Here is an 11,807-nt window from a genome sequence, read left to right as displayed (position 1 = left end):
AAATGCTCAGCAAACATTTCATCTACGTCTCGACGAAGAAGTGGTAATGACTGAAATCAGCTCACTGCTTGCTGGTTGCAGCGCCATCGGTATTACGCATCGACAGAGCAATTCGTTCGGCGGTGCCAATCGGGATCTCGCCAACCACCGTCACCATCATTTCGCCTTGAGGCGTTGTCAGGCGGCGGGAAACAGCAACGGTCGGGCCAAGCTGAGTCCGGGTATCGGTAACGGTTGCACCGTTCAACGGCTCAAGGAAAACCGAGAAACGCGCCAGACCGTCGTCATACAGCAAGCTGCTGACCTGAGTCTTGGTTTCCGGATCTTTGTGCGAGTTACTGCTGGTCAATTCGAAACCTGGCGGCAGCCAGTCCGAATGCCATACCTGAGCAGTCTTGACAGCCGAAGCCTTGTCGCTGTCGAGCGTAATCGCTTTACAGTCGGCGTCGGCCTGCAAGTCTTTGTCCGAAGGGACTTCATCAGTATCAAGACTGGTGAACTGGAAGCGTTCGAGCAGTTGCCCCTTGTCGTTCAGCAACAACGACTTCAGCGGCAAGCCGGTTTTCTTGTCCAGATGCAACTCAAAACCGTAACGATGCTGATCGCGAGGCGTCAGCGATACAATCACTGCGTCTCGCCCAGCCACGCGCGATTTGCCGATGACGGCAAGGTCATACCAGTTTTTCAGCTTTTGCGGATCGAGAGGACGAGCGGCTGAGTTGGGAGAATCCCCCAGTCCGGCTATCAGGGTGCCGCTGACGCATTGAGTATGCCCATCAATGCGCACGACTTCCTGTGCCGAACCGTCGAGCTGGAGTAAACGCTCGCGGACCTGGCCATTCTGGACGCGATGCCAGATGTTATGGGTAGAAAAGCTACCGTTACGCTCGTAAACGAATGTGCCGTGAAAGCTTTGCTGCTGCTCGGCCTGGCCCAGACGGGTCAACCAGTCCTGGGCCTCATCAGCATGGGCTGGAACAATGAACCAGCCACTGAGCAGAAGCGAAAGTAGAGGTATGGCGCGCATGATCCTCCTTAACGGTTTTCCAGACTTGCTGCACGTGCGTATGGCAGTGCGCTTTCAGTGCCTTTCAGTGCAGCCTGTTGAGCGTGCTGGCGCAGATAACCTGGCAGACGCTGATCATGCCAGCCTGGTTGACCTTGCAATACGCCGTTGGCCATAGGGCCAGTGGCTTCCGAACTCTCACTATAGCCTGCCAGAACAGCCGGACCTTTGACCTGTGGGGTCGCCAGGGTTGGCTGATTGGATTGCTGAGCCAGTTCGACGCCAGCGATTTCGTCCTGGTTGTACAGGCGCACACCAGCCAGCACGGCAACAGTCACCGAGGCTGCAACAGCCAGACGGCCGAGGTTACGCCATGGGCTGCGAGATACTTTGGCCGGAGCCGTTTCGTCTTCCAGTGCAGCAGACACTGCCGCAGCGATGTCCAGACGTGGCAGCAGCAGATCCTTGTGCATGGCTGCCCGAGCGATCTGGTAACGAGCCCAGGTCTCACGGGTTTCTACGTCGTCCAGTGCATTGAGCACCCGACGCAATTCCAGTTCGTCCGCTTCGTTATCCATCACTGCGGACAGCGATTCCTGCAGGGCTTCACGACTCATGGCGTTCCTCTCTTGGCTGTCGCCGCTGTCTCAGTTTTCCTGCAACAACGGCTGCAGGGCTTTATCGATGGCCTCCCGAGCGCGGAAAATCCGGGAGCGCACGGTACCCACCGGACATTGCATGACGCTCGCAATGTCCTCGTAACTCAGACCATCGAATTCACGTAAAGTTAAAGCCGTACGCAAATCCTCTGGCAGTTGCTGGATGGTTCGATGGACGGTGCCTTCGATCTCATCCCGCAGCAGTGCACGTTCCGGTGATTCGAGATCCTTGAGGCCGTGATCGCCATCGTAGAACTCTGCATCCTCTGAACTTACATCGCTATCCGGCGGCCGGCGGCCGCGTGAAACCAGGTAATTCTTTGCCGTGTTAATGGCAATACGGTACAGCCACGTATAAAACGCACTGTCGCCGCGAAAGTTTCCAAGTGCTCGATACGCCTTGATAAAGGCTTCCTGAGCCACGTCCTGGGCTTCATGGGTGTCGTGCACGAAACGCACGATCAACCCGAGAATCTTGTGCTGATACTTCAGCACCAACAGATCGAAAGCTCGCTTGTCGCCGCGTTGAACGCGCTCGACCAGCTGCTGATCCTCTTCCTGGGTTAGCATGAACACTCCTCGATAAGCCCGAAGGAGACTTGCATAACTAAACGACCAGACTTGCAAACATAGACTCGGGCTTTTCGCAAAAGTTCTCCCCCTCCAGGCAAGTTTCCTGCGAGCTCTGATTTGGCACGCACGAAAAACGCAGCTCGGGATAAACCGGCTGCGCGAATAATCTTGTCATCGGTTTCGCCGGCAGGAATCCAACCGCAGATTCCGCACTGAAGCCGACACTGTCCCTTATCTCTGGCACCGACTATTGATCTTGGGCCTTTGGCAAAAGTTCCAATTATTTATAGCCGTCGCCACCCGACATTGGGCAACCCTGTGCAGAAAAAGTCTGTTTCAGCGCCGATACAGTCGCCTTTTCCCCCAACCAGGGAAAAAAACTTCCGACGAAGCACCCGTTTTTCCCGTCACAGTAGTTTCACAATGCCATATCGGCGCGGCTATTGTGCCGCCCCACCCCTCTATATACTAGTGGGCTGTGTGGCTGTCTTGACTCGCCGATCCAGCTGTCTTGCTCCACCCCCGACCCGGGTCGCTTTGAGCGGAATCCTGTAATGAGCCAACAATTCCAACATGATGTTCTGGTCATAGGCAGCGGTGCTGCCGGTTTGAGTCTCGCGCTGACCCTGCCGGGTCATTTGCGCATTGCCGTATTGAGCAAAGGCGATCTGGCCAACGGCTCGACGTTCTGGGCTCAAGGTGGCGTCGCCGCCGTGCTCGACGACACCGATACTGTCGAATCCCATGTCGATGACACCCTGAATGCGGGCGGCGGCCTGTGTCATGAAGACGCCGTACGCTTCACCGTGGAGCACAGCCGCGAAGCCATCCAGTGGCTGATCGATCAAGGCGTGCCCTTCACCCGCGACGATCAGTCCGGCACAGAGGACGGCGGATTCGAATTCCATCTGACCCGTGAAGGCGGTCACAGCCACCGGCGCATCATCCATGCGGCCGATGCAACGGGTGCGGCAATCTTCAAAACCTTGCTGGCCCAGGCCAAAGAACGTTCGAACATCGAGCTGCTGGAGCAGCGGGTTGCCGTCGACCTGATCACCGAACGTCGCTTGGGCATGGAAGGCGAGCGCTGCCTCGGCGCCTATGTACTCAATCGCAAAACCGGCGAGGTCGACACCTACGGCGCACGCTTCGTGATTCTGGCCTCGGGCGGTGCCGCCAAGGTCTACCTCTATACCAGTAACCCCGACGGCGCCTGCGGTGATGGCATCGCCATGGCCTGGCGTTCGGGCTGCCGCGTGGCGAACCTGGAATTCAACCAGTTCCACCCCACCTGCCTGTATCACCCGCAAGCCAAGAGTTTTCTGATCACCGAAGCCCTGCGCGGCGAAGGCGCCCATTTGAAGCTGCCCAATGGCGAACGCTTCATGTCTCGCTTCGACAAGCGCGCCGAGCTGGCACCACGCGACATCGTCGCCCGGGCCATCGACCATGAAATGAAGCGTCTGGGCGTTGACTGCGTCTATCTCGATATCAGCCACAAGCCCGAATCGTTCATCAAGACCCACTTCCCGACGGTTTATGAGCGCTGCCTCGGGTTCGGCATCGACATCACCAAGCAGCCAATCCCGGTGGTACCCGCCGCGCACTACACCTGCGGCGGCGTGATGGTCGATCAGAACGGCCGCACCGATGTGCCGGGCCTTTATGCCATCGGCGAAACCAGCTTCACCGGCTTGCACGGTGCCAACCGCATGGCCAGTAATTCGCTGCTGGAATGCTTCGTCTATGCCCGCTCGGCCGCGGCGGACATTCTCGCGCAGCTGGACGATATCGCCGCGCCAAGCGCCCTGCCCGCGTGGGACGCCAGCCAGGTGACCGATTCCGACGAAGACGTGATCATCGCGCACAACTGGGATGAATTGCGCCGGTTCATGTGGGACTACGTCGGCATCGTGCGCACCAACAAGCGCCTGCAACGGGCGCAACACCGCGTGCGCTTGCTGCTGGACGAGATCGACGAGTTCTACAGCAACTATAAGGTCAGCCGTGACCTGATCGAGTTGCGCAACCTGGCGCAAGTCGCCGAACTGATGATCTGCTCAGCCATGGAACGCAAGGAAAGTCGTGGCCTGCATTACACCCTCGACTATCCGGACATGCTGCCCGAAGCGCTCGACACTATTCTGGTGCCACCCACCTACGTCGGCTGAACTTGAGCCGTACTCGCAGGCGTCGGTGCAAATCCGCCGCCTGCGAGTCCCGAGGCACGCAGATCGATCTGACCCGCCATTCGCCGCGCAAGCGAAAACGCAGCACCACAATCAGCGGTAGCGCCAGACTGTCCGGGCGCAACTGCACCGCCTGCCAGCCGTCCGCCTGATTCCACAACTGCCAGCCATCGGCGTCCCGGCGCAAACCGCGAAAGGCTCGACGGTGATTCAGCAGAACCTGCCGAGGTAACACCCAAATCCCGTGAAGCAGGCAAACGAAAGCCCCGAGCAGACTGGCCCAGAGTGGAATCGAAAGCAGAAACAACGCAGCCAGTGCGAACGCCTGGGCCAACAGATACGCCGCCAGCAACTGCCGTGAGGCATGCCAGCGGCATTCGAACGTGTTACTTGGGCTGGACACGGTCCAGGATCATGCGAACCATGCGCTGCAGTTCAGGATCTTCAGACTCGCTGCGCTCCATGAACCAGCCGAACATGTCCTGATCCTCGCACGTCAGCAGACGCACATACAGATCGCGATCCACCTGGTTCAACGTCGCGTAAACCTCCTGCACGAATGGCACCAGCAACACGTCAAGCTCAAGCATGCCGCGACGGCTGTGCCAAAAGAGGCGATTCAGTTCAACTTGTTCGACCATGGAGCCCTCCTCAAATTTGGCGGCAAGTATACAGCCCCGAGGCGGGTCGCACAGTCGGCTTTGGTCGGGCACCACCGATCCTTTATCAACTACCCATTTCACCAACGCGCCCTTATGATGTGCCCCAGTCTATTTACCCTGCGATGACCCATGGCCGATTCTGCTTTTTTCTGCACCCTGTCTCATGAAGGCGTTCTCGCGGTTCGCGGCGCGGATGCCGGAAAATTCCTGCAAGGCCAGTTGACCTGCAACCTCAATTACCTGAGCGACAGCCGCTCCAGCCTCGGCGCGCGTTGCACGCAAAAAGGCCGGATGCAGTCGAGCTTTCGCATTCTGCTCGAAGGTGACGGCGTGGTCCTGGCGATGGCCAGCGAGCTGCTCGAGCCGCAACTGGCGGACCTGAAAAAGTACGCAGTGTTCTCCAAATCCAAACTGACCGACGAAAGTGCCGCTTGGGTACGCTTTGGTCTGGAGCATGGCGATAACGCCTTGACCAGTCTCGGTCTGGACCTGCCGGCAGAAACCGACAGCCTCGTGCGTAATGAAAGCCTGATCGCGATTCGTGTTTCGCCGGATCGCGCCGAACTCTGGGCACCGTTCGATCAGGCGGATGCGATCAAAGCCAAATTGTCCGCAGCCCTGCCTGAGGCCGAGCTGAATCAATGGCTGCTAGGCCAAATCCGCGCCGGTATCGGCCAGGTCATGCCGAGCACCCGCGAGCTGTTCATCCCGCAGATGCTCAACCTGCAAGCCGTTGGCGGCGTGAGTTTCAAGAAAGGCTGCTACACCGGCCAGGAAATCGTCGCGCGCATGCAGTACCTGGGCAAACTCAAACGTCGTTTGTATCGCTTGAGCCTGGACGCTGCTGATTTGCCGGAACCTGGCACACAATTGTTCGCGCCAAGCCACAACAGTTCCATCGGCGAAGTGGTGCTGGCCGCCAAGGCCGGGCAAAACATTGAACTCCTGGCGGTGCTGCAGGCCGAAGCTGCCGAAGCCGGTGATTTGCATCTGGGCACCCTCGAAGGTCCCGCGCTGCATCTGCTCGACCTGCCTTACGATCTGGATCGCGACCGCGAAATCCAGCGCTGATCGCAGCACTTGTTGCAACACCCTAGAGAGTTTAAATGAGCGAACTGGCGGAAAAAGTCCAACAGGATTTGGTTGAGGCCATCGATAACGATGACCTGGTTCTGCCCACGTTGCCGGAAGTGGCCCTGCAGATTCGCAAGGCCGCTGAAGACCCGGAAATCAGCGTCAGCGACCTGAGCAAAGTGATCGGCCGTGACACGGCGCTGTCGGCGCGCCTGATCAAAGTGGTCAACAGCCCGCTGCTGCGCGCCGCGCAGGAAGTCACCGACCTGCACACCGCCATCACCCGGCTGGGCATCAACTACAGCAGCAACCTGGCGATCGGTCTGGTAATGGAGCAGATCTTCCACGCCCGCTCCGAGGTGGTGGAACAAAAGATGCGCGAAGTCTGGCGCAAGAGCCTGGAAATTGCCGGGGTCAGTTATGCGCTGTGTCGCCGTTACACGCAGCTCAAACCCGATCAGGCAGCGCTCGGCGGGCTGGTGCATCAGATCGGCGTGTTGCCGATTCTGACCTACGCCGAAGATCACTATGAGCTGCTGTCGGATCCGGTCAGCCTCAACCATGTGATCGACCATATTCACCCGTTGCTTGGCGACAAGCTGCTGCGGGTCTGGGAGTTCCCGGAGCGACTGGTGGAGTTGCCGGGGCGCTATCAGGACTTCAAACGCGACTCGACGGCCATTGATTACGTCGATCTGGTGCAAGTGGCGAGCCTGTATTGCCACAAGGACACGGATCATCCGTTTGCGCGGATCGATCCAATGACTGTTCCGGCGTTCAGAAAGCTTGGGATCGATCAGGAGAACAAGGAACTGTGCGCGGATCTGGAAGAGTCGCGGACTATGTTTTACTGATCCAAGACCGCGCCGCCCCATTCGCGAGCAGGCTCGCTCCCACAATGAAATGCATTCCCCTGTGGGAGTACAGCTGATTCACACATTGAAATGCATTCCCCCTGTGGGAGCGAGCCTGCTCCCGAAGGGGCCAGCAAAACCACCACAATCACCCGGCGATAAAACTGACCCGCACTTTCAACCCCGCCTGCTCGCCATCATGCAAAGTGATCTGGGCCAGATGCGCCCGGCAGATCTCGCCAACAATCGCCAGCCCCAGCCCAGAACCCGCCACCTGCTGATTACGCCGGTAGAACCGCTCGAACACCCGATCGCGCTCCTCCAGCGGAATGCCCGGGCCGTCATCTTCGACTTCAAGCACAGCCGGCGCTGTCACGCGCAAAATCACGTTGCCACCCGGTGGCGTGTGCGCCAAGGCGTTGTCCACCAGATTGCTCAGCAACTCATTCAGCAGAGTCGGCTCACCGCGCAGCCAGACCGGTTCGTCCGCCTCCAGCGCCAGCGCCACCCCGCGCTTGTGCGCCAACGGCGCCATGGCCATGCCCAATTCCCGGGCCAACTGGCTCAGATCGAGCAACTGCGCACCGCCCTCGGCGATCGCCCGCGCACCGTTTTCGACGCGCGCCAGCGACAACAACTGATTGGCCAAATGGGTCAGGCGATCGGTGCTTTGCGCCGAGGATTCCAATGTCGTGCGCCACGTCTCGGGTTCGTTCGAACGCAGGCCCAGTTCAAGCCGCGCCTTCAGCGCCGCCAATGGCGTGCGCAACTCATGGGCCGCATCGGCGATGAACTGCGCCTGCCGTTCGAACTGACCACGCAAGCGCTCGGTGAAATGATTGAGCCCGCGCACCAACGGCCACAGCTCATGCTGCACTTCAACCAATGGCAGTGGCCGCAAGTCGTCGGGCTGACGCTCTTCCACCGCCGTGCGTAAACGCTCCAATGGGCGCAGTGCCGCACTGACCGCAAACCAGACCAGCAACAACGCGCCGATCGCCAGCATACCCAGGCGCAGCAAAGTATCAGCCGCCAGACTGCGCGCCATGCTCACACGCGCTTCATCGGTTTCGGCGACGCGGATTTCCGCCATGCCGTTCATGTTCGGTTCGGTCACCGCCTTGAGCAGACTGACCACGCGTACGTTTTGCCCTTTGTAGGTGGCGTTGTAGAAACGCGCCAATGCGGGATAACTGTCGGTACGCGGCGTCCCCGGCGGCGGCCCGGGCAAGTTTTCATAGCCGGAAATCAGCTTCTGATGGATGTCATTGACCTGATAGTAAATCCGCCCCGCGCTGTCATAAGCGAAGGTGTCGAGTGCCACGTAAGGCACATCGGCGCTCAATGTGCCGTCACGTTGCGACAGACCCGCCGCGATGGTCCGCGCCGAGGCCAGTAACGTGCGGTCGTATGCCGTGTCGGCAGCTTCGCGACCATTCCAGTACGCACTCAAACCACTGGCGAGCATCAACACCACCAGCAGCAATGCGAGGTTCCACAGCAAGCGCCAGCGCAGGCTGCTGGGCTTATGCATCGCGGCTTTCCAGCAGGTAACCGAGGCCGCGGAAGGTCACGATCGCCACCGGTTGGCCGTCGAGTTTCTTGCGTAAGCGATGCACGTAGATTTCGATCGCGTCGGGGCTGGCTTCTTCGTCGAGGCCAAACACCTGCGCGGCCAGTTGCTCCTTGCTCATCACCCGCCCCGGTCGGGCGATCAGCGCTTCCAGTACGGCTTGTTCGCGAGAGGTCAACGTCAGCAAATCTTCGCCGAGGGTGAAGCGCCGGGTGTCGAGGTCATAGGCGAGTACGCCGCAGCGCTGCTGACGCTCGCCGCCCAGCACACTGCGGCGCAACAAGGCTTTGACGCGCGCTTCCAGTTCAGTCAGTTCGAACGGTTTGGCGAGGTAATCGTCGGCACCCAGATTGAGGCCATGGACACGATCCTTCACATCACTGCGCGCGGTGAGCATCAGCACCGGCAGATTTTTCCCACGTGCGCGCAAACGCGCGAGCACCTCAAAACCGTCCATGCGCGGCAGGCCGACATCAAGGATCGCCACGGCGTATTCCTCACTGCCCAGCGCCAGATCGGCGGCCACGCCATCGTGCAACACATCCACGGTCAGACCGGTGCTTTTGAGCGCCTGAGCGACACTTTCGGCCAGTTGCAGATGGTCTTCGACGAGCAGGACACGCATGGATTTTTACCTCGTTCAGGGATGGCCGACGCCACGCTTTGCCGCGGAGTTTACAGCCGCAACCGCCGCTGTGAAGCCCGAAAACCTTGAAAGTCTGCTGAAAGGTTAGCGAAAGGTTAGCTGGTTACAGTCGGCCCACGGACAGTTCCGACTGCCGTCGCTGATGCCACACAGCGCAACGAAAAACGCCACGAAGCGTTTTCGACCAATAAGAACAATAAACGGAGTACACCCGCATGCCGTCCATGCAGCCTCAGGCGTCCACGCCTGTTCGCCCTTCCCGTTTCAGCCACACCGCCCTCGTCAGTGCCGCCGCCCTTGCCGGTTTTTCGCCGTTGAGTTTTGCCGACTTCATTGAAGACAGCAGCGCCACCTTCGAAACCCGCAACATGTATTTCAACCGCGACTTTCGCGATGGCACCAGCGCCCAGCAATCCAAGCGTGACGAATGGGCCCAGGGTTTCATGCTCAATCTGCAATCGGGTTACACCGACGGCACCGTGGGATTCGGTGTCGATGCTTTAGGCATGCTCGGCGTCAAACTCGATTCAAGCCCGGACCGCACCGGTACCGGCCTGCTGCCGACCCACGATGACGGACGCGCGGCAGATGAGTACTCCAAGGTCGGCCTGACCGGCAAAGTAAAAATCTCTGCCACCGAACTTAAAATCGGCAGCCTGATTCCTGAACTGCCGATTCTCAAACCGAACGACGGGCGCATCCTGCCGCAGACCTTTGAAGGTGGCTTGCTGACCTCCAAAGAGATCAAGAACCTGACCTTCACCGGTGGTCGACTGGAAAAAGCCAAGGATCGCGACAGCACCGATTTCGAAGACATCGCCCTGAACAACAAGAACAGCCGTTTCGCTGGTACCGCGGCCGGCAAACACTTCGACTTTGGCGGCGTGGACTACAAGTTCACCGACAAGATCACCGGCAGTTACCACTTCGCCCAACTCGACGAAGTCTACAACCAGCACTTCTTCGGCCTCGTCGCTTCGCGGCCGATGGGCCCCGGCACGTTTGCAACCGATCTGCGTTTCGCTGTCAGCGATGATCAAGGCGCGGCCCGTGGCGGCGAGATCGACAACCGCTCGCTCAACGGTCTGGTCAGCTACGCGCTGAGCGGCCACAAGTTCAGCGCCGGTTATCAGCACATGTCTGGCGACAGCGCTTTCCCTTATGTCGATGGCAGCGACCCGTATCTGGTCAACTTCGTGCAGATCAACGATTTCGCCGGCGCTGAAGAGCGCTCCTGGCAGGCTCGCTACGACTTTGACTTCGCCAAGCTCGGCATTCCCGGCCTGAGCTTCATGAGTCGCTACTTGAGCGGTGACAACATCAAGCTCAAGAACGGTGAAGAAGGCAAAGAGTGGGAACGCAACACCGAGATCAAATATGTAGTACAAAGCGGCGCCTTGAAGGATGTCGCCGTGCGTTTGCGTAATGCCACTTACCGCTCCAACTACTCGGCTCGCGATGCAGACGAAGTGCGTTTGCTGGTGAGCTACAGCGTTGCCCTTTGGTAAATGCCCGTAAGTGAAAAACACGTCGAATAACAACAATGCCCGTGGAGAATCGAATGAACCTGTCACTGCGTAAAGTTGCACTGGCCGCCAGTTGCATCCTGTTTGCCGGCCAACTGATGGCCGAACCGAAACGTCCGGAATGTATCGCACCGGCCTCCCCCGGCGGTGGTTTCGACCTGACCTGCAAACTGGTGCAGAGCGCACTGGTCAATCAGAAACTGCTGAGCAAACCGATGCGTGTGACCTACATGCCCGGCGGTGTCGGCGCAGTGGCCTACAACGCCGTGGTCGCGCAACGTCCGGCCGATGCCGGCACGCTGGTGGCGTGGTCGAGCGGTTCGCTGTTGAACCTGGCGCAGGGCAAGTTCGGTCGTTTTGATGAAACCAACGTGCGCTGGTTGGCAGCGGTCGGCACCAGCTACGGCGCCATCGCGGTGAAAAGCGATTCGCCCTACAAGACCCTCGACGATCTCGTTCAGGCACTGAAGAAAGATCCAAGCTCGGTGGTGATCGGTTCCGGCGGTACCGTCGGCAGCCAGGACTGGATGCAAACCGCACTGATCGCCAAGGCTGCCGGGATCAACCCGCGCGACCTGCGTTACGTCGCCCTCGAAGGTGGCGGCGAAATCGCCACGGCGCTGCTCGGCGGCCACATTCAGGTCGGCAGCACCGACATCTCCGACTCCATGCCGCACATCCAGAGCGGCGACATGCGCCTGCTCGCGGTGTTCGCCGACAAGCGCCTCGACGAGCCGGAAATGAAAGACATCCCGACTGCTCGCGAGCAAGGCTACGACATCGTCTGGCCGGTGGTACGCGGCTTCTACCTCGGGCCAAAAGTCAGCGATGAAGACTACGCATGGTGGAAAGAGTCGTTCGACAAACTGCTGGCCTCCGACGAGTTCGCCAAGCTGCGCGACCAGCGTGAACTGTTCCCCTTCGCCATGACCGGCCCGGAACTCGACACCTACGTGAAGAAGCAGGTCGCGGACTACAAAGTGCTGGCCAAAGAGTTCGGCCTGATCCAGTGATCGTCCCTGTCTAGCGGCTGCGTTCCCGCTGA

The 11,807-nt window shown here is 59.3% G+C and carries 12 protein-coding genes; 5 read left to right on the top strand and 7 right to left on the bottom strand.

Features of this window, described 5'->3' with window-relative positions; translation table 11 throughout:
• Positions 1-61: 61 nt before the first annotated feature.
• From M5G26_RS02895 to rpoE, 3 genes are read right to left on the bottom strand one after another with little or no spacing between them, the layout of a single operon-like run.
• Positions 62-1,027 carry a MucB/RseB C-terminal domain-containing protein gene (locus M5G26_RS02895; RefSeq protein WP_134178121.1) on the bottom strand — a complete coding sequence of 322 codons (966 nt, stop codon included), beginning with the start codon at positions 1,025-1,027 and terminating at the stop codon, positions 62-64.
• Between the two features lie 8 nt (positions 1,028-1,035).
• Positions 1,036-1,623, bottom strand: coding sequence for a sigma-E factor negative regulatory protein (locus M5G26_RS02890; RefSeq protein WP_007911408.1), 588 nt, complete (start codon positions 1,621-1,623; stop codon positions 1,036-1,038).
• Between the two features lie 30 nt (positions 1,624-1,653).
• Positions 1,654-2,235 (bottom strand): RNA polymerase sigma factor RpoE, encoded by a 582-nt coding sequence (gene rpoE, locus M5G26_RS02885; RefSeq protein ID WP_003172477.1) that lies wholly within the window; start codon positions 2,233-2,235, stop codon positions 1,654-1,656.
• 557 nt (positions 2,236-2,792) lie between these two features.
• Here rpoE and nadB point away from each other — a divergent pair.
• Positions 2,793-4,409 carry an L-aspartate oxidase gene (gene nadB, locus M5G26_RS02880; RefSeq protein ID WP_273914399.1) on the top strand — a complete coding sequence of 539 codons (1,617 nt, stop codon included), beginning with the start codon at positions 2,793-2,795 and terminating at the stop codon, positions 4,407-4,409.
• Here nadB and M5G26_RS02875 read toward each other — a convergent pair.
• Both M5G26_RS02875 and M5G26_RS02870 read right to left on the bottom strand, forming a co-directional pair.
• Complete coding sequence (locus M5G26_RS02875; protein WP_273914398.1) at positions 4,378-4,830, bottom strand: protein YgfX; 453 nt, start codon at positions 4,828-4,830, stop codon at positions 4,378-4,380. The genes nadB and M5G26_RS02875 overlap by 32 nt on opposite strands.
• Positions 4,814-5,068 carry an FAD assembly factor SdhE gene (locus M5G26_RS02870; RefSeq protein ID WP_007911418.1) on the bottom strand — a complete coding sequence of 85 codons (255 nt, stop codon included), beginning with the start codon at positions 5,066-5,068 and terminating at the stop codon, positions 4,814-4,816. The genes M5G26_RS02875 and M5G26_RS02870 overlap by 17 nt, the downstream gene beginning before the upstream one ends.
• Before the next feature lie 150 nt (positions 5,069-5,218).
• Between M5G26_RS02870 and ygfZ the strand changes: the two genes are divergently transcribed.
• Together ygfZ and M5G26_RS02860 are read left to right on the top strand one after the other, a co-directional pair.
• Positions 5,219-6,160, top strand: a complete 942-nt coding sequence (ygfZ, locus tag M5G26_RS02865; protein WP_273914397.1) for a CAF17-like 4Fe-4S cluster assembly/insertion protein YgfZ — start codon at positions 5,219-5,221, stop codon at positions 6,158-6,160.
• 35 nt (positions 6,161-6,195) lie between these two features.
• Positions 6,196-7,017: an HDOD domain-containing protein gene (locus M5G26_RS02860; protein WP_007911420.1), complete on the top strand. Its 822-nt coding sequence runs from the start codon at positions 6,196-6,198 to the stop codon at positions 7,015-7,017.
• A gap of 148 nt (positions 7,018-7,165) precedes the next feature.
• Here M5G26_RS02860 and M5G26_RS02855 read toward each other — a convergent pair whose 3' ends face one another.
• Together M5G26_RS02855 and M5G26_RS02850 are read right to left on the bottom strand one after the other, a co-directional pair.
• Entirely contained in the window at positions 7,166-8,551 is a 1,386-nt protein-coding gene (locus M5G26_RS02855) for a sensor histidine kinase (RefSeq protein WP_095119116.1), read from the bottom strand.
• On the bottom strand, positions 8,544-9,215 hold the full coding sequence (locus M5G26_RS02850) for a response regulator (RefSeq protein WP_102900255.1): 672 nt from the start codon (positions 9,213-9,215) through the stop codon (positions 8,544-8,546). Before M5G26_RS02850 ends, M5G26_RS02855 begins: the two co-directional genes overlap by 8 nt.
• Positions 9,216-9,451: 236 nt before the next feature.
• Here M5G26_RS02850 and M5G26_RS02845 point away from each other — a divergent pair, with 236 nt between their 5' ends.
• On the top strand, positions 9,452-10,744 hold the full coding sequence (locus M5G26_RS02845; RefSeq protein ID WP_007911430.1) for an OprD family porin: 1,293 nt from the start codon (positions 9,452-9,454) through the stop codon (positions 10,742-10,744).
• A 53-nt stretch (positions 10,745-10,797) separates the two neighbouring features.
• Positions 10,798-11,775, top strand: coding sequence for a Bug family tripartite tricarboxylate transporter substrate binding protein (locus M5G26_RS02840; protein ID WP_134178115.1), 978 nt, complete (start codon positions 10,798-10,800; stop codon positions 11,773-11,775).
• The last annotated feature ends 32 nt before the right edge of the window (positions 11,776-11,807 follow it).

Origin of the sequence: Pseudomonas sp. TNT2022 ID642, assembly GCF_028656995.1 — a bacterium.
GTDB lineage: Bacteria > Pseudomonadota > Gammaproteobacteria > Pseudomonadales > Pseudomonadaceae > Aquipseudomonas.
This window is presented reverse-complemented; position numbering and strand designations above follow the sequence as displayed.

Coding starts and splice junctions, on each gene's coding strand:
- M5G26_RS02845 (WP_007911430.1), top strand. CDS start 9,452: ATGCCGTCCATGCAGCCTCAGGCGTCCACGCCTGTTCGCCCTTCCCGT.
- M5G26_RS02840 (WP_134178115.1), top strand. CDS start 10,798: ATGAACCTGTCACTGCGTAAAGTTGCACTGGCCGCCAGTTGCATCCTG.
- M5G26_RS02895 (WP_134178121.1), bottom strand. CDS start 1,027: ATGCGCGCCATACCTCTACTTTCGCTTCTGCTCAGTGGCTGGTTCATT.
- M5G26_RS02890 (WP_007911408.1), bottom strand. CDS start 1,623: ATGAGTCGTGAAGCCCTGCAGGAATCGCTGTCCGCAGTGATGGATAAC.
- ygfZ (WP_273914397.1), top strand. CDS start 5,219: ATGGCCGATTCTGCTTTTTTCTGCACCCTGTCTCATGAAGGCGTTCTC.
- M5G26_RS02855 (WP_095119116.1), bottom strand. CDS start 8,551: ATGCATAAGCCCAGCAGCCTGCGCTGGCGCTTGCTGTGGAACCTCGCA.
- M5G26_RS02860 (WP_007911420.1), top strand. CDS start 6,196: ATGAGCGAACTGGCGGAAAAAGTCCAACAGGATTTGGTTGAGGCCATC.
- rpoE (WP_003172477.1), bottom strand. CDS start 2,235: ATGCTAACCCAGGAAGAGGATCAGCAGCTGGTCGAGCGCGTTCAACGC.
- nadB (WP_273914399.1), top strand. CDS start 2,793: ATGAGCCAACAATTCCAACATGATGTTCTGGTCATAGGCAGCGGTGCT.
- M5G26_RS02850 (WP_102900255.1), bottom strand. CDS start 9,215: ATGCGTGTCCTGCTCGTCGAAGACCATCTGCAACTGGCCGAAAGTGTC.
- M5G26_RS02870 (WP_007911418.1), bottom strand. CDS start 5,068: ATGGTCGAACAAGTTGAACTGAATCGCCTCTTTTGGCACAGCCGTCGC.